Genomic DNA, 16,617 nt, shown 5'->3' on the forward strand with positions numbered 1-16,617 from the left:
TGCATCTCCACCTCCTCGAAAGTACGGTCAGTTACTTGCGAGGCTCACGCGCCCCGGCGGTCGGCGCAGAGCGAGGCGGTTTGAATACCGCCGTTCGGGTGAAAGGTGCTGGGTCAGGCGCCGCCCCACGCCTCCAGGAGTACGTCGACGATCGCGTCGAGGTCCGCGTCCGCCAGGTCGTCGAAGGCGCCGGAGTGGCGGGCGAGGAGCACTCCGGCGACCGAGGCGACCAGGACGTCGGCGCGCAGTCCCGGCCGGTCGCGGCCCTCGCGGGTGAAGCGGGCGCGCAGCGGCTCGACGAGCCGGGCCTGGAGGGCGGCGCGGGCTGCGTCCTGCGCGGCCTGGTCGCTGGAGGACTGCACGGCGACGCGCAGCAGCGGCACCGGGCCGCGGCGCTCCGCGCGTTCGGCGACCTCGCGCAGGCGGGGGCCGGTGAGGAGGTCGTCCGGGGCGGTGTCGCCGTGTTCGGCGCGCAGCACGGCCACGTACAGCAGCGCCTTGGAGCCGAAGTAGCGGGAGATGAGGGCGGCGTCGACGCCGGCGCGTTCGCCGATCTCGCGGATGGTGGTGCGGTCGTAGCCGCGCTCGGAGAACAGTTCGGTCGCCGCGCGCAGCAGTGCCTCGCGGCTGCGGGCGCTGCTGCGGCGCCTGTCGGGGGCGTCGCCGCTCATGTACGGCTCGGTTCGGTGCGGGCCTCGGTGGCCGCGCCCGCTGCGACGAGTGAGGGGCGCGGGAGGGCGCCCGCGCGGGTGAGTGCCACGGCGATGACTCCCGTGGCGAGGAAGGCGGCGCAGCCGACGAGGCCGGCGTCGCGGTAGCCGTCGTCGGTGGGGAGCGCGGTGCCCGGCGCGGTGGAGGCTTGCAGGACGACGGCGCTGAGTGCGCTGCCGGTCGAGTAACCGATGTACTTCACGACCTGATTGAAGCTCATCGCGCTGCCGGTCTCCGCGGCGGGCACGCCGCCGACGATGAGGCCGGGCGTGACGGCGAACGTGACGCCCACGCCGAGTCCGGCGAGCGCCATCATCGCGCCGATGCCCCACAGGCTGGAGCGGGCGAGCAGGAAGCAGACGAGCGAGGCGAGCGAGAGCAGGCAGCCGAGCGGCAGCATCCTGGCGGGCGTCGCGGCCCGGCCCATCGCCCGTACCAGGCGCCCGGTGACGAGGCTGGCGGCGGAGAACGGCACGAGCAGCAGGCCGGTGACGACGATGGACGCGCCGAAGCCGTAGCCGCCGGACTCGGGGGTCTGCACGTAACGGGTCACCAGGGAGATCAGCAGATACGTGCCGACGCCGCCGACCATGGTGGTCAGGTTGGCGACGAGGACGCCGCGGTCCTTGACGAGGCGGACGCGTACGAGGGGGTGCGTGGAACGCAGCGAGTGCGCGATCCACCCGGCGAGCAGCACCACCGCCGCGACCGCGAGCGTCAGCAGGCGCGCGGAGAGCCAGCCCCACCGTTCCCCTTCGGCGAGTGCGAGGAGCAGCGCCGCCATGCCTCCGGCGAGCAGCAGAGCGCCGGGTACGTCCATCGGGGTGCTGGGCCGGTGCGGCGGCTTGGGCACGACGAGGAGGGTGGCGAGGAACGCGGCGGCGGCCGTGGCGAGCGCGAACCAGAATCCGGCGTACATGCCGAGGTACTCGGCGAAGAGCCCGGTGATCGGGTAGCCGAGGCCGATGCCCGCCGCGGTGGTCAACGACAGAGTCGTCACCGCGGCCCGCGCCTTCTGGGGCGGCAGCGCGTCGCGCGCGGTGGCGATGGCCAGCGGCACGAGCCCCATGCCGACGCCCTGCAACGCCCGGCCCACCAGGAGGCAGGCGAACCCGACCGGCAGCGCCGCGAGCAGGCTGCCGGCGAAGACGGCGGCGAGCCCGCCGAGGATGACGCGCTTGCGGTGCGGTCCGTCGCCGAGCCGTCCCATGACGGGGGTCGCGATGGCTCCGACCAGCATGGTGACGGTCAGCGCCCACTGTGCGGTGGAGACGGCGACGTGGTCCTCCGCGGCGATCGTGGGGATCAGCGGCGCGCCGAGGCTGCTGACGACGGCGACCAGCATCCCGAGGCCGACCAGGACCGGTACGAGCGCGCGGGGGTGGCGGAGCGGGGCAGGGGCAGGGGCGGGCGTCGGTATGGAGGGCTGCACGTTCTTCCCGTTCATGTCATCAAGCGATGTCATCGCATGATGACACGGTGACCAGGGCTTCTTGACCCTCGATACGTCGCCGGTGGCCTACCTCACAGGGCGGCTGCCGGGAGTTCCACGGTGACGCGCAGGCCTCCGGAGGGGCGTGGGGTGAGGGTGAGCGTGCCGTCGTGGGCCTGCACGATCGTCTTGACGATGGCCAGGCCGAGGCCGGATCCCACCTGGTCGGCGTGGATGCGTTCGGTGCCGCGCCGGAAGGGTTCGGTGAGCGTGGCGGCCTGCTCCGGGGTGATCCGCTCGCCGGTGTTCTCGACGACGAGGGCGACGCGCCCGGGACGGACCTGCGTGGTGACCCGCACGGTGCCGCCGCTGGGCACGTTGTGGACGATCGCGTTGTGCACGAGGTTGACGGCCAACTGCAGCAGGAGCGCCGGGGAACCCGTCGTCGGCGCGATGTCGCCCCTGGTCTCCAGGGCGACGCGCTGCTTCTCCGCGAGCGGCAGCAGTGATTCGGTGGCGTCCTCCGCCATGAGGGACAGATCGACGTCCTGCGGTGTGAAAGAGCGCTGCTCGGCGCGGCTCATCAGGAGCAGCGCCTCGGTGAGGTCGATGGCCCTGGTGTTGACGGTGGTGAGGCGGTCGATGAGTTCGCCGGTGTCGCGGGTGGGATCAGCGCGGGCCACGTCGAGCAGGGACTTCGAGATCGCGAGCGGGGTGCGCAGTTCGTGGGAGGCGTTGCCCGCGAAGCGCCGCTGTTCGTCGACGTGTGCCTCAAGCCGGGTGAGCATCGCGTCGAACGCGTCGGCGAGTTCACGGAACTCGTCCTGGCGACCCGGCAGTTGGATCCGGTGCGAGAGCGATCCAGCCGCGGCCGTGCGCGTGGCACGGGTGATCCGGTCCAGAGGAGCGAGCATGCGGCCGGCGAGGAACCATCCGCCCACGAGGCCGAAGATCAGGAGAAACCCCATGACCGCGGCTGCCGTTGGCGCGAAACCACGCACGAAACTGGTGCCCGGAGTGGCTCTCCAAGCACCCTGCTCGTTGGTCTGCAACCAATTCTGCCGTACCAGGAACACTCCGATGGCGACGAGCAGCACGCCACCGGCGAGCAGGAGGAAACCGGTGTAGCTCAACGTCAGTTTGAGCCGGACGCTCGGCCCCGGCTCCCTAGGCACGACCGCCTCCCTGTGCACGACCGTCTCCCCCGCTCCGCGCCTCCTCGATGCGATAGCCGACTCCCGGCACGGTCGCGATGATCCACGGCTCGCCGAGACGCTTGCGCAGGGCCGAGACCGTGATGCGCACCGCGTTGGTGAACGGATCCGCGTGCTCGTCCCACGCCCGTTCGAGCAGCTCCTCGGCGCTGATCACTCCGCCCTCGGCGGCGACGAGCACTTCAAGAACGGCGAACTGCTTGCGCGTGAGCCCGACGAAGCGGCCGTCCCTGTACACCTCTCTGCGGAACGGATCGACGCGCAGGCCCGCGATTTCTCGTACGGGAGGACGGCTGTGGGCACGTCTGCGGTCGAGGGCGCGCAGTCTGAGCACGAGCTCGGGCATCTCGAAGGGCTTGGTGAGGTAGTCGTCGGCGCCGAGTTCGAAGCCGGTGGTCTTGTCGTCGAGACGGGCGGCCGCGGTCAGCATCAGGATCGGCATGCCGCTGCCGGACTCGACGATGTGCTGGGCGACGTCGTCACCGGACGGGCCGGGGATGTCGCGGTCGAGGACGGCGATGTCGTATGTGTTGACGCCGAGCAGGTCGAGAGCGGTGGTGCCGTCGCCGGCGATGTCGGCGGCGATCGCTTCCAGACGCAGGGCGTCGCGGATGGCCTCAGCCATGTAGGGCTCGTCCTCGACGATCAGCACTCGCATGCCTCGATGCTAGAAGTCGCCCCATATCGTCGGCATATCGAAAAGCGCAGACGTTCCGGCAACATCGCGCTGCCTTGACTGGCGGCATGACTCGCATCCCCATGACTCGCCGGAAGAACCCGCCGCTCCCCGCCATCGGCGGACCTGCTCAAAACCCTCCGTCAGGCGGCGACGGACGCCTCCGCCGACGGAGTCACGTTCTACGTCGGCCCGGCCCCTGGAAGCGCGGCCGGGTGCTCGCGGCCCTCGCGTTGCTGCTCGGGCTGCTTCTGCTGCTGCACGGGTGGGTCACGGATCGCGGGGGCCTGGGCAGTCTGGTGGACACCTTCCTGCCGTGGTTCGGACTCTTCGTGCCGGTGCTGCTGGCCGGAGCACTGGGGCGGCGTTCCGCTTCCGCCGTGCTGGCGGTGCTGCTGCCGGCCGTGGTGTGGACGGGGCTCTTCGGCGGTGTGCTCGCCGGCACGGCACACGCGGACGGCAGTGACCTCACCGTCGTCAGCCACAACGTCGGCGCCGACAACCGTGACCCCGCGGGCACCGCCCATGATCTGGCGGCCTCCGGGGCCGATGTGCTCGCTCTCGAAGAGATCACGGCGCAGGCCCGGGGCACGTACGAGAAGGAGCTGGCCGAGGCGTATCCGCATCACACCGTGCGGGGCACCGTCGGATTGTGGAGCAGGCTGCCGTTGTCGGACACCGCGACGGTCGACCTCCAGCAGGACGTCGGGCCGCTGGGTGCCACCAAGTCGGCCGCCGAGAAGCTGCCATCCAACCGGGCGCTGCGCGCCACGGTGACCACGGACGACGGGCCGGTGGCCGTGTACGTGGCCCACCTCGGCTCGGTACGCGTCATGCCCCGCACCGGTTTCTGGACGGAGAGCCGGGACCGTAACGCGCGGGCCCTCGCCGAGGCGATCGCGGCCGAGGGCAACGAGCGGGTGGTGCTGCTCGGCGACCTCAACGGCAGCACGGACGACCGCGCCTTCGACGGTCTCACCTCGCGGCTGGACTCGGCTCAGGAGGAGGCCGGCGAAGGCTTCGGCTTCAGTTATCCGGCGGGCTTCCCAGTGGTGCGCATCGACCAGATCCTGGTCCGGGGTGTCACGGCGGACAGCTCCTGGGTGCTGCCCGCGACCGGCAGTGACCACCGGCCGGTGGCGGCCGGGGTCAGCTGGTAGGCAACGGCGAGTGCCGGGCCCTGCCATGAGGAGGGCCCGGCACTTGGGTGGCCGCTTCGGAGCGGCCGTCCCGGCCGGTCGGCGCGACCCGAGGACCGGCCGGGACGATCGTGGTGCCGTCGTGCGGGGTCAGTTGCCCAGCGCGTCGATCAGTGCCTTGGTGACGTCCTCGGTGGTGGCGGTGCCGCCGACGTCACGGGTGAGGGTCCCGGCTCCGGTGACGGTCTCGATTGCCTTGTGCAGGCGGGCCGCCTGGTCGGGCAGGCCGAAGTGCTCCAGCATCAGGGCCGCGCTGCCGACCGCGCCGATCGGGTTGGCGAGGCCCTGGCCCGCGATGTCGGGCGCGGAGCCGTGCACCGGCTCGAACATGCTCGGGAAGCGCCGCTCGGGGTTGAGATTGGCGCTGGCCGCGAGACCGAGACTGCCGGCGAGGGCGCTGCCGAGGTCGGAGAGGATGTCGGCGTTCAGGTTCGAGGCGACGACGACCGACAGGTCCTCGGGCTTGAGCACGAACTTCGCGGACATGGCGTCGACCAGCACGCTCTCCGTCTCCACGTCCGGGTACTCCGCTGCGACCCGCTTGAAGACGTCGTCCCACAGCACCATCCCGTACTGCTGGGCGTTCGACTTGGTGACGGAGGAGACCTTGCGGCGGCTGCGGGTGCGGGCCAGGTCGAAGGCGAAGCGGATGATGCGCTCGCAGCCGACCTCGGTGAACAGGGAGGACTGGACGGCCACTTCGCCGCCGGGGCCGCGCCCGGACAGGTTGCGGCCGCCGAGACCCGCGTACTCGCCCTCGCTGTTCTCGCGGACGACGACCCAGTCGAGTTCGGTGTCGTCGGCCTTGCGCAGCGGGCTGAGAACGCCGGGCAGGAAGTGCACGGGGCGGACGTTGGCCCACTGGTCGAAGTTCTGGCAGATCTTCAGGCGCAGGCCCCACAGGCTGACGTCGTCGGGGACCGAAGGCCAGCCGACCGCGCCGAAGTAGATGGCGTCGAAGTCCTTCAGCTGCTCCAGGCCGTCGTCGGCCATCATCTTGCCGGTACGGGCGTAGTACTCGCAGCCCCAGTCGAACTCCTGCCAGTCGAAGGCGAAGGTGCCGTCGGAGCCGGCGGCGAGGGCGTCGAGGACGGCGCGCCCCGCCGCCACGACCTCGGTGCCGACGCCGTCGGCGGGGATGGCGGCGATGCGGAAGGTGCGGAGCTCGGACACGAGGGCCTCCAGGTGTACGGGAAACGCCCGTGCTCAAGGTGGTGCTCAAGAGCGCCTGGCCGGGCGGCGGTTGGTGTGATCCCGAGTCAACAGGCCGGTCCGCGGGGCGTCCAAGACATGGTTCCGATGCGACACATAGGCGCGACTGATAGGTGCCGTGTCCGGCCCGGGGGCGTTACGTCGACGGGGTTCGCGCTCGGCGCTCTGCCAGGGAGCGGGTCAGTTCAAGGAAGGCGCGCGCCCCGGGTGTCAGGTGCGCGGGCAGGCTGATCATGGCGACGTGCAGGTGCGCGGTCGGTACGAGTGAGGCGACCGCGAGGCCGCAGCGGCGGGCGAGGCGGGTCCAGGCGGCGGGCAGCACGGCGACGCCCACGCCGGTGAGCACGAGCGGAAGGATGGAGGTGCGGTGGTCGACGACGGCGACGATCTCGGTGTCCCCGCCGCGGGCGGTGATGTCGTCGACGATGCTGCGCATCAGGCTGCCGGTCCGGGACGCGATCAGCTTGTGTCCGGCCAGGTCCTGGGGGTGCAGCACGGCGCCGTCGGAGAAGGGCCCGTCGGCCGCGCCGACGACGACGAACGGCTGCTCCTCCACCGGCAGCATGTCGATGCCGGGCGCGGTCACCGGTTTGTCGGCGCCGAGCAGCCCCAGCTCGCAGGCGCCGCTGCGGACCATTTCGACGGTCTCCTCGGGCGTGAAGGCGGCGCGGGTGCTGATCGTGACGTCGGGGTGCAGCTGGGCGAACCGGTGGATCAGCGTGGCCATGGGCTCGATGCCGGGTGAGGGCATGGTGGCCACTTCCACGGTGCCGCTGCCGAGTCCGGTGAGGGCCGCGGCCCGCTCGCGTACGGCGGCCAGGTCGCGCAGCACGCGGCGGCTCGGCTCCAGGAGTTCGGCGCCTGCCTCGCTCAGGACGACGCCGCGGCCCATCCGGTGGAAGAGGGAGACGCCCAGGTCGGCCTCCAGGTTGGCCATCGCCTGCGACAACGACGGCTGCGCCACGTGAAGCGCGGCGGCGGCCCTGCTGAAGCCGCCGTGCTCCACGATGGCGAGAAAGTACTGCAGTTGCCGCGCGTCCATTCTGCCTCCTCCGCCTGCTGCCATCAGGGCAACCTATCGACAGGTCGACAGGGCTCTCTTGCGGGGAGGGGTGGGACGGGCGGCCGCGGTTCAGGCCGGTGGGGCGGGCGCCGGCACCGCCTTCCGCAGGGGCTCCGTCGCCGCATCGGCCACGGGCGCGTCGGCCACAGGCGCGTCGACCGGAGGTGCCTCCGCGGGGAGCTCCTCGACCTTCTCCCCCGCCAGGACCCGCCGTGCCCGCTTCAGGTCCAGCGCGTTCTCCCAGCGGGCGACGACGAGGGTGGCGACGGCGTTTCCGCAGAAGTTGACCAGGGCGCGGCACTCGGACATGAACTTGTCGATGCCGAAGATCAGCATGATGCCCGCGACGGGCACATGTCCGACGGTCGACAGGGTCGCGGTCAGTGCGATGAACCCGCCGCCCGCGACCCCGGCCGCCCCCTTGGAGGTCAGCAACATGACGGCCAGCAGGCCGAGTTGCTGACCGAAGGAGAGCGTCGTGTCGGTCGCCTGGGCGATGTAGAGCGAGGCGAGCGAGAGGTAGATCGCGGCGCCGTCGAGGTTGAAGCTGTAGCCGGTCGGCACCACCAGGCCGACCGTTGAGCGGTCGACTCCCATGAACTGCAGCTTGCGCATCAGGCCCGGCAGTGCGGGCTCGGCCGTCGAGGTGCCGAGGACGAGCAGCAGCTCTTCCTTGAAGTGGCGCAGCAGTTGGAAGAGGTTCAGCTTCACGTACAGGGACAGGACGGCACCGAGGACCACGACGACGAACACGATGGACGTGACGTAGAACAGCAGGATCAGCGAGCCGAGGCTGGTCAGCGTGGACAGGCCGAACTTGCCGATCGCGAAGGCCATCGCGCCGAAGGCGCCCAGCGGGGCCGCCTTCATCACGAACGACAGGACCTTGAAGACCACCTCGGTGAGGCGGTTGACGGACGCGATGATCGGCTCGCCGACCGGGCCGACCATCTTGAGGGCGATCCCGAAGATCACGGCGAGGAAGATGACCTGGAGGATGTCACCTTCGACGAACGCGCCGAAGAAGCTGTCGGGGACCAGGTGGGTGAGGAACTCCCACCAGTGCTGGGTCTCGCCCTCCTGTACGTACTTGCTCGCCTCGCCCGAGGTCTGAAGGCCGCCGACATCCGCGTGCACGCCGTCGCCGAGCGGGAACAGGTTGATGGCGAGGAGCCCGAAGCCGAGCGCCACGATCGTGCCGACCTGGAAGTAGACGAGCGCCTTGACGCCCGTGCGACCCACCTTCTTGAGGTCGGCGACGCCCGCGATGCCGCCGATGATGGTCAGGAAGACGATCGGGCCGATCAGCATCTTCATCGCCGTGACGAAGGTCGTGCCGACCGGTTCCATCGCGGTGCCCAGGTCGGGCCACCGCCAGCCGAGCACGACGCCGACGACGATCGCCGCCAGCACCTGCACATAGAGCTGCCGGTACCACGGCTTGGCCTTCACCACAGTGGTGGCGCCTGCGGCGGCGTCCGGGGCATGCGTCATTGCAACCTCCATCCGGGCACGGCTGGGATCCGCTGACACCGGGCCCGTCCGGCGCCACCCCAACTACCGCGTCAGTGAAGCGGTTTGCGCGCACGGAGGTCCACGACCAAAAATCGATGCCCCGGATAGGTGGCGCCTATGACCCCGGCGGCAGCTGCACCGTCATGATCAGCCGACAGGTCTCCTCGCCCGCACCCCGGTAGGTGTGTGCGGCGTCCCCGTCGAAGGTGGCGGTCTGGCCGGCCGCCACGGGATGTTCGGCGCCGTCGACGACGAGGACCATACGGCCGCTGGTGACGCTCACCGTCTCGACGACGCCGGCCTGGTGGGGGTGGCTGGGATACTCCTCGCCCGGCTCGAGGAGCCAGCGCCACACCTCGACCGGGGCCTGGCCCGTGGTGGTCAGCATGAGCCGGGCCTCCCCGCCCCGCTCCCCCGCCCACAGCGGCATGACCTCGCCTGCGGACACGACGCGCACACGCCCTTCGGCCGGGCCCTCCATCAGGGCGGACACCGAGACACCGAGGGTGTCGGCGAGCCGGACCAGGGTGGCGAAGTTCGGATTGCCCTGCGCCTTCTCCAGGCCGACCAGGGCGCCCTTGCTGACCTTGGCGCGGCGGCCGAGCTCGTCCAGGGAGAGTCCCGCGCGGGTGCGGGCCGTTCTGACGTTGTGCGCGAGCGAGCGCAGGGCTGCCTCTGTCTCGGTCACCTGACCACCTTCCGCTTCACCACCGACTGGCTAGTGGAATGTACCGCGCGGTCGTTCGGTTGACACATCACGGTCGGTCCACTGTACGGTTTGGTCGTTCCACTGAAGCACAAACACGACTTACAAAGATGGCAAGGAATCGTTTCGTGATCGCTCTGCTGCTGGCCCTGGGCAGCTCTCTCGCCTACGGATGCGCCGACTTCCTCGGCGGCCTCGGCGCCCGGAAGGCGCATGTACTGCGCACCGTGATGGTCGCGGCGCCCGCCAGCCTCGCGGTCGAGCTGCTGCTCTGGCCGTTCCTCGGCGCCTCGTTCAGTTCCGGCGCCGTCGGCTGGGGCGTGGCCTCCGGTGTGGCGTCGGCCGCCGCGTTCGCGCTGCTCTACAAGACCCTCGCCATCGGGCCGATGAACGTGCTGTCCCCCGTGACGGCGCTGGTGTCCGCCGCACTGCCGGTCACCGTGGGGCTGCTTCAAGGCGAGCACCTCGCCACCGCGGGGCTCGTCGGGCTGCCGCTCGCGCTCATCGCCGTGGTGCTGGTCAGCGCCGGGAGCGGCGCCGGCTCGTCCCGCCCTTCGCGCACGGCGCTGCTGCTCGCCTTCGGGGCGGGCGCGGCCATCGCGCTGCAACTGGTCTGTCTGCACCAGGCGCCGTCGGACAGCGGCGTGGCGCCGCTGATCGTCGGCCGGGCGGTGTCGTCGGCCGTCACGCTGGGCGCCGCCGCGGTGCTGCACCGGCGGCTCGGGGCGGAGAAGCCCGCGTACGGGATCTCGGCGGCCGCGGGCGTGCTCGACTCGATCGCGAACCTGCTGTTCCTGCTGGCCGCGCGCAGTGGAGACCTCACCGTCGTCGCCGTGATCACCGCCCTCTACCCGGCCGGTACGGTGCTGCTGGCGCGCGGCGTGCTGGCGGAACGGATCCACCGTGGGCAGCTGGTCGGCCTGGGCACGGCCGCCGTCGCCGTCAGCCTCCTCGCCCTCACCTGAACCGCTCTTACACCCAGACAGCTCGCACACCCAGACAGCTCGCACACCCAGATACGGAGTCATCCGATGCCCGTCTTCCACCTCACCCCGGCCGTCGCCGACGCGTTCCCGGACACCCGCATCGCCGTCGTCACGGCCACCGGTCTGCGCGGGCGCGAGCCCTGGCCACAGACCGTCACCTCCGTCGACGACCTGGAGCGCGAGCTGTCCGACGGCTCCTGGCAGCCCGCCGACGAGTCCGACCCCCGCATTGAGGCGTGGCACACCGCGTACCGCTCCTTCGGCACCAACCCGCGCCGCATCCGGCCCAGCGTCGACGCGCTCGGCCGCCGCATGGCGAAGAAGGGCGCGCTGCCGCGCATCAACCCGGCGGTCGACTCCTACAACGTCGTCTCCGTACGGCACGGCCTGCCCGCCGGAGCCTTCGACCTGGACCACGTCACCGGCGACGTGGTGGATATCCGCTACGCCGACGGCACCGAGGAGTTCACGCCGCTCGGCGAGCCCGACACCGTCGAGCACCCCAAGCCCGGCGAGATCATCTACGTCGACTCCACCGGCGTACTGACCCGGCACTGGAACCACCGGGACGCCCACCGCACGTGTGTCACCGAGGACTCGACCCGCGTCGCGTTCCTCCTGGAGACGCTGCACGCGGAGCGCGACGGGCATCTTCTCAAGGCGGCGGCCGAGGACCTGCGTGACCTGCTCGCCGCGCACGCCGAGCAGGTCACGGTGGAGTACGTCGCCGCCGGGGCTCAGGCGGAGTAGACCACCCGGAAACCCGTGTTGCCCGATGTGCTGTCCGCCGTGTTGGAGGTGCGGGCGGCCACGCGGTAGCGGTTGCAGTACGAGTGGTGGCAGAGGTACGAGCCGCCGCGCATGACGCGGGTGTTGGTGTCTCCGCCCGGCTCCCACAGGTCGGCGTTCCACTCCCACACGTTGCCGGCGACGTTGTGGAGGCCGTAGCCGTTGGGCTGGTAGGCGTGGACGGGGGCCGTGCCCGCGTAGCCGTCCTCTGCGGTGTTCTTGGTGGGGAAGGTGCCCTGCCAGATGTTGCACATGTGCTCAGCCCCGGGGGTCAGTTCGTCGCCCCAGGCGTAGCGGGCCTGGTCGAGGCCGCCGCGCGCCGCGTACTCCCACTCGGCCTCGGTGGGCAGTCGGCCGCCCGCCCACTCCGCGAAGGCGGCGGCGTCGGCCCAGCCGACGTGGGTGACCGGGTGGTCCCAACGGCCTTCGAGGTCGCTTCCGGGGCCTTCCGGGGCGCACCAGGTCGCGCCCTCCACCCCGCACCACCACGGAGTGGCGTCGGGGCGCGGTGAGATCTTGCGCAGGTGGCCCGGGAGGAACTTCGCGAACACGTAGCTCCAGCCGAAGCGTTCGGCCTCGGTGCGATGCCCGGTCGCCTCGACGAACGCGGCGAAGCGGGCGGTGGTGACGGCGTACGCGTCGATGGCGAAGGCCTTCACACGGACGGAGCGCACCGGCCCTTCCGCGTCCCCGGGGTTCGCGTCGGAGTCCTCGCTGCCCATGCGGAAGGTGCCGCCGGGGAGGTCGACGCGGGTGGCGTAGGCCGATTCGTCGCTGGGCGTGAGGGTGAGGGTGACCGGTCCCCCGTCGGTGGCCTCCGGGCCGCCCTCACGCGAGGGCGAGCAGCAGCTCTTCACGCCACGCCCTCCGACTCGAACGCCGACAGCGTCGTGTCGTAGTCGGTCGGCACGTCGTACATCGGTGTCATCCAGTGGTAGAAGTTGTCGCCGCGGTCGCGCAGCAGGTGGTACAGGCGGTGCATCAACTCCGTGCGCACCTCGCGCAGTTCGGGGTGCGCGTAGCGGTTCTGCAGCTCGTCCGGGTCGGCCCGGAGGTCGTACAGCTCGTTGTGGGACTCGGGGTTGACGACGAGCTTGTAGCGGCGGGTGCGCAGCATGCGCTGAGGGTACGGGAAGTGGTGGCCGTGGTACTCCGCGAGGTGGTGCTCGTCCCACTGAGGGTGCTCGCCGCGGGCCAGCGGCAGCAGGCTGCGGCTGTCGACGGCCGGGGCGGCGTCGGCTCCGGCGAGCTCCAGGATGGTCGCCGTGTAGTCGGTGAGGGAGACGAACTCGTCGCGGACCTGGCCCGCCTCGCCGCCGGGGACGCGGAGCAGTCCGGGGATGCGGTAGATGTCCTCGTACATGGCGGGGCCCTTGTCGTGCAGGCGGTGGGCGCCGGTGAACTCGCCGTGGTCGGCGGTGAAGCAGACGGCGGTGCGCTCGTCGAGGCCGAGGTCACGCACGGCCTGCATGATGCGGCCGATCTGCTCGTCGATGAGGGTGACATAGCCCCAGTAGGCGGCTATCAGCTTGCGGCTGTCCTCCAGCGGCATGGTGTCGAAGGCCCACAGCTGGCTGTAATTGCTCTGCACCGGCGGCTTGTTGGCGAACGTCTCGGCCATGGAGGCGGGCAGCTCGACGAGTTCCGGGTCGTACATGTCGAAGTACTCGTTCGGCAGGATGTACGGCAGGTGCGGGCCGAAGAAGTGGGTGGCGAGGAAGAACGGGTCGCCCTCGCCGCCGCGCTCGTCCTCGGCGAACCGGCGGAGCATTTCGATGGTGCGGGTGGCGAGGTAGTACTCGAAGGTGGCCTCGACGGGCTGGTGGAGGCGGGCCGCGAGGAGGTTGCCGGGGCTGCCGTTGGGGGTGGTGCCGCGCATCCGGTCGCTGATCGCGTACTCGGGCAGGCCCCGCTCCTTGAGGTAGTCGAGGTAGTCGGGGTGGTCGACGGGGTTGTGCCAGCCCTCCAGGTTCGGTCCCTCGAAGCCGTAGTCGGCGGCGGTGCGCTGGACGCCGCCGTGCCACTTGCCCATCAGGCCGAGGTTGTAGCCGTCGCCCTTCAGTTGCTCGGCGAAGGTGAACTGGCCGTCGGCGAGGTCCTCCAAGTACCCCACGTTCCGCTCGTAGTTGGCGAGCAGCTTGTGCCGGAAGGGGGCCGCTCCGGTGAGCAGGCTGGCGCGGGCCGGGGTGCAGATGGCGGTGGGTGTGTAGCAGCTGTCGAAGCGGGTGCCCTCGGCGGCGATCCGGTCGAGGTTCGGGGTGCGCACGTGCGGGTTGCCGTAGGCACCGAGGGTGTCGACCCGGTGCTGGTCGGTCATCAAAAAGAGCATGTTGTGGCGCACGGCGGTGCCTTTCGGATCGTACGAGGGGTGGTTCGGGTCAGGACAGGTACTACGAGGCGTGGGTGGCGGCTTCCCCCGCGGCTTCGGCACCGGGCGCCGCGTCGGCCACCGCGTACCCCGCGAGCAGCGGTGACTCGTGGAAGACGAGGGCGAGCGCGCCGAGCGCGCCGGAGCGCTCGCCGAGCGCGGCCGGCAGGAGTTCCACGCCGCGGTGGACGCGGGTCGCGGTGTACCGCCGGAAGGCGTCCTCGACGGGGCCGAGGAAGACCGGGCCGAGCTCGGCGACCTCGCCGCCGAGGACGATGCGGCGCGGGTTGGCGGTGCTGGAGGCCGCCGCGAGGGCCCGGCCGACGGCGAGGGCCGCGCGTTCGACGACGGCGCACTCGGTGTCCTCGCCGGCCGCGAGGGCCTGCGTGAACCGGTCCCAGCTGCGCCGCCCGGCCGCCCGCAGCAGCGCGGGCACGGCGGCGACCTGCTCCAGGCAGCCGTGCCCTCCGCACCAGCAGCGCGCCCCTTCGGCGTCGACGCTGATGTGTCCGAGCTCGCCCGCCGCGCCCCGCGCGCCACGGAACAGCAGGCCGCCGGCGACGAGGCCGCCGCCGATGCCGTACGAGAGCGTGAGGTGCAGGGCGTCGCCCGCGCCGCGGGCCGCGCCCCAGATGGCCTCGCCGAGCGCGGCGAGCCGCGTGTTGTTGTCGGCGAGGACGGGCACATCGAGGGCTTCGGCGACGGCGTCGGCGACGGTCTGCCGTCGCTCGGTGGTGTCTCCGGGACCCGGTGTGCCGATGCCGACGCCGCCGAGTCCCGCGAGGTCGATGCCTTCACGGGCGGCGAGTTCGCGCAGCAGGTCGAGGGCGGCGGCCGCCTGCTCGCGGGCTGTGGAGCGCTGCGCGTGGTGGGTGCCGGCGAAGGCGGTGACCTCGTGCGCCGCGTTGGCGATCGCGACCGTGATGCGCTCGCGGCCCACCTCGATGCCGACCGCCTGCGCGGAGCGCGGGTTGAGCGTGAGCCGGTGCACCGGGCGGCCGCGGCCCGAGGGCGGGCCCGCGGGCTCCTCGGTCACGACGCCGTCGGAGATCAGCTGTCCGACGATGCCGGAGAGCGTGGTGCGGGACAGTCCCGTGACGGTGGCCACATCGGCCCTGCTGATGGGGCCCTGCCTGCGCAGCACCTGGAGGACCCGCTCCACGTTCCCGTACCGCAACTGGCGCAGCACTGTGGGGTTCCCGGTGGGGTGTTTGACCACTGCCATGGGTCGGATACTCCCCCGCCTCCCGCATTTACGTCAAGACTCGCGACAGAAATCAAAAGCGCTGGTCGCCACCCCTTGATTTTCGTCGGAGTCTTGACGCTAATGAGGCGGAGCCGAACAGCAAGGGAGCTCGTCATGCCTGCCGTCACCCGGACCTCGGTGTCCGACGCACCGGGCGCGGACGTCCGTTCACGCCGCACGCTTCTGCTCTATCTCTGTGGCGCCTTCGGCGGTCTGCTGTCCGGGTACGACATGGGGATCGTGGCGGGCGCCCAGCTGTTCCTCACCCGTGATCTGGGTCTGAGCGCGTGGATGCAGGGCGCGTTCGTCAGTTCGCTGATGATCGGCGCCATCGCGGGATGCTTCGCGGCGGGACCCGCCACCGACCGCTGGGGGCGCCGCCCGGTCATGCTCTGCACGGCCGTGGTCTTCGGCGCGGGGGCGCTCGGTATGGCGGTGGCGACGGGGCCCTGGACGCTCATCGCGTTCCGTGTCATCACGGGTGTGGCCGTCGGCCTCTCCTCGTCCGTGATCCCCAGCTATCTCTCCGAGCTGGCCCCGACCGCCATCCGAGGCCGGGTGTCGACGCTCAACCAGATGATGATCGCGGTCGGCATCTTCGTGTCGTACCTCATCGCCTACCTGCTGTCCGACGCGGGCGCCTGGCGCTGGATGCTGGGGCTCGCGATCGTCCCCGCGGCCGTGCTGTTCGCCGGGATGTGGACGCAGCCGGAGACACCACGGTGGCTCGTCGCACACGGCCGCGACGACGAGGCCCGCACCGTGCTGCTGCGCCTGCACACCGAGGACGAGGCCGAGGCGGAACTCGCGGACATCAGCGCCGCCGCGCACGGCGCGCACGAGAGCCGGGGCCGCCTGCGGGAGCTGCTCGCCGACCGCCGGGTGCGGCGCGGTCTGTGCATCGCGGTGGCGATGGCGGTGATCCAGCAGATCATCGGCTCCAACACGATCGTCTTCTACGCGCCGACGATCCTGAAGGCGGCCGGTTTCGGGGACTCGGCGGCGCTGCTCAACAGTGTCGGGCTCGGCATCCTATCGATCGTCACGACGTTTGTGACGGGGCGTCTGGTCGACCGGGTCGGCCGTAAGCCGCTGCTGCTCACCGGGCTCGTCCTGATGGTCGTCAGCATGAGCACGCTGTGCGCGGTGTTCTCGCTCGGTCTGCTGCACCAGACGCTCGGCCAGGTCGCGGCCGTGGCGAGCCTCGCCGTGTTCAAGGTGGCCTACTCGCTGAGCTGGGCGCCGCTGCTGTGGGTGATGCTGCCGGAGCTGTTCCCGCTGCGGGTGCGCAGCGTCGGCGTGAGTGTCGGCTCGGGCACGAACTGGGCCGCCAACTTCGCCGTCTCGCTGGTCTTCCCGGTGCTGCTCACGGCCGGGGCGGGTGTCGCCTTCGCGCTGTTCGCGGGGATCTGCGTCCTCGCGTTCGCGTTCACGGCGGCGTTCGTCCGGGAGACGGCGGGCCGGTCCCTGGAGACGCTGGAACGCGCGGCGGCCTGAGGG

15 protein-coding genes are annotated in these 16,617 nt (G+C 71.2%); 4 read left to right on the forward strand and 11 right to left on the reverse strand.

Annotation, left to right across the window (positions count from 1 at the left end; all coding sequences use genetic code 11):
- Positions 1 to 113: 113 nt before the first annotated feature.
- The 4 genes from ACFYWS_RS00285 to ACFYWS_RS00300 are packed head-to-tail and all read right to left on the reverse strand — an operon-like array spanning position 114 to position 4,015.
- Positions 114 to 671: a helix-turn-helix domain-containing protein gene (locus ACFYWS_RS00285; RefSeq protein ID WP_389267834.1), complete on the reverse strand. Its 558-nt coding sequence runs from the start codon at positions 669 to 671 to the stop codon at positions 114 to 116.
- Positions 668 to 2,176 (reverse strand): MFS transporter, encoded by a 1,509-nt coding sequence (locus ACFYWS_RS00290; protein ID WP_389267836.1) that lies wholly within the window; start codon positions 2,174 to 2,176, stop codon positions 668 to 670. Before ACFYWS_RS00290 ends, ACFYWS_RS00285 begins: the two co-directional genes overlap by 4 nt.
- Positions 2,177 to 2,235: 59 nt before the next feature.
- On the reverse strand, positions 2,236 to 3,318 hold the full coding sequence (locus tag ACFYWS_RS00295; protein ID WP_389267838.1) for a sensor histidine kinase: 1,083 nt from the start codon (positions 3,316 to 3,318) through the stop codon (positions 2,236 to 2,238).
- Positions 3,311 to 4,015 (reverse strand): response regulator transcription factor, encoded by a 705-nt coding sequence (locus tag ACFYWS_RS00300; RefSeq protein WP_389267840.1) that lies wholly within the window; start codon positions 4,013 to 4,015, stop codon positions 3,311 to 3,313. The genes ACFYWS_RS00295 and ACFYWS_RS00300 overlap by 8 nt, the downstream gene beginning before the upstream one ends.
- Before the next feature lie 101 nt (positions 4,016 to 4,116).
- Here ACFYWS_RS00300 and ACFYWS_RS00305 point away from each other — a divergent pair, with 101 nt between their 5' ends.
- Positions 4,117 to 5,193 (forward strand): endonuclease/exonuclease/phosphatase family protein, encoded by a 1,077-nt coding sequence (locus ACFYWS_RS00305; protein WP_389269419.1) that lies wholly within the window; start codon positions 4,117 to 4,119, stop codon positions 5,191 to 5,193.
- A gap of 129 nt (positions 5,194 to 5,322) precedes the next feature.
- Here ACFYWS_RS00305 and ACFYWS_RS00310 read toward each other — a convergent pair whose 3' ends face one another.
- From ACFYWS_RS00310 to ACFYWS_RS00325, 4 genes are all read right to left on the reverse strand, one after another.
- Positions 5,323 to 6,405, reverse strand: coding sequence for a tartrate dehydrogenase (locus ACFYWS_RS00310; RefSeq protein WP_389267842.1), 1,083 nt, complete (start codon positions 6,403 to 6,405; stop codon positions 5,323 to 5,325).
- Between the two features lie 175 nt (positions 6,406 to 6,580).
- On the reverse strand, positions 6,581 to 7,486 hold the full coding sequence (locus ACFYWS_RS00315; RefSeq protein WP_389267844.1) for a LysR family transcriptional regulator: 906 nt from the start codon (positions 7,484 to 7,486) through the stop codon (positions 6,581 to 6,583).
- Between the two features lie 90 nt (positions 7,487 to 7,576).
- Complete coding sequence (gene dctA / locus ACFYWS_RS00320; RefSeq protein WP_389267846.1) at positions 7,577 to 9,001, reverse strand: C4-dicarboxylate transporter DctA; 1,425 nt, start codon at positions 8,999 to 9,001, stop codon at positions 7,577 to 7,579.
- Between the two features lie 136 nt (positions 9,002 to 9,137).
- A complete protein-coding gene (locus ACFYWS_RS00325) occupies positions 9,138 to 9,710 on the reverse strand; it encodes a helix-turn-helix domain-containing protein (protein ID WP_389267848.1) in 573 nt (190 codons plus the stop codon).
- A gap of 146 nt (positions 9,711 to 9,856) precedes the next feature.
- Between ACFYWS_RS00325 and ACFYWS_RS00330 the strand changes: the two genes are divergently transcribed.
- Positions 9,857 to 10,693 (forward strand): EamA family transporter, encoded by an 837-nt coding sequence (locus ACFYWS_RS00330; protein ID WP_389267850.1) that lies wholly within the window; start codon positions 9,857 to 9,859, stop codon positions 10,691 to 10,693.
- A 66-nt stretch (positions 10,694 to 10,759) separates the two neighbouring features.
- Positions 10,760 to 11,464, forward strand: coding sequence for a B3/4 domain-containing protein (locus tag ACFYWS_RS00335; protein WP_389267852.1), 705 nt, complete (start codon positions 10,760 to 10,762; stop codon positions 11,462 to 11,464).
- On the opposite strand, the gene ACFYWS_RS00340 is transcribed toward ACFYWS_RS00335, so the two are convergent.
- From ACFYWS_RS00340 to ACFYWS_RS00350, 3 genes are all read right to left on the reverse strand, one after another.
- A complete protein-coding gene (locus ACFYWS_RS00340; RefSeq protein WP_389267854.1) occupies positions 11,452 to 12,360 on the reverse strand; it encodes a formylglycine-generating enzyme family protein in 909 nt (302 codons plus the stop codon). The two genes, ACFYWS_RS00335 and ACFYWS_RS00340, sit on opposite strands and share 13 nt — an antisense overlap.
- Positions 12,357 to 13,832, reverse strand: coding sequence for a sulfatase-like hydrolase/transferase (locus tag ACFYWS_RS00345; RefSeq protein ID WP_389269421.1), 1,476 nt, complete (start codon positions 13,830 to 13,832; stop codon positions 12,357 to 12,359). Before ACFYWS_RS00345 ends, ACFYWS_RS00340 begins: the two co-directional genes overlap by 4 nt.
- 61 nt (positions 13,833 to 13,893) lie before the next feature.
- Complete coding sequence (locus ACFYWS_RS00350; RefSeq protein WP_389267856.1) at positions 13,894 to 15,096, reverse strand: ROK family protein; 1,203 nt, start codon at positions 15,094 to 15,096, stop codon at positions 13,894 to 13,896.
- 135 nt (positions 15,097 to 15,231) lie between these two features.
- Between ACFYWS_RS00350 and ACFYWS_RS00355 the strand changes: the two genes are divergently transcribed.
- On the forward strand, positions 15,232 to 16,614 hold the full coding sequence (locus ACFYWS_RS00355; protein ID WP_389267858.1) for a sugar porter family MFS transporter: 1,383 nt from the start codon (positions 15,232 to 15,234) through the stop codon (positions 16,612 to 16,614).
- The last annotated feature ends 3 nt before the right edge of the window (positions 16,615 to 16,617 follow it).

Source organism: Streptomyces sp. NPDC002795 (assembly GCF_042888725.1).
Taxonomy (GTDB): Bacteria; Actinomycetota; Actinomycetes; order Streptomycetales; family Streptomycetaceae; genus Streptomyces.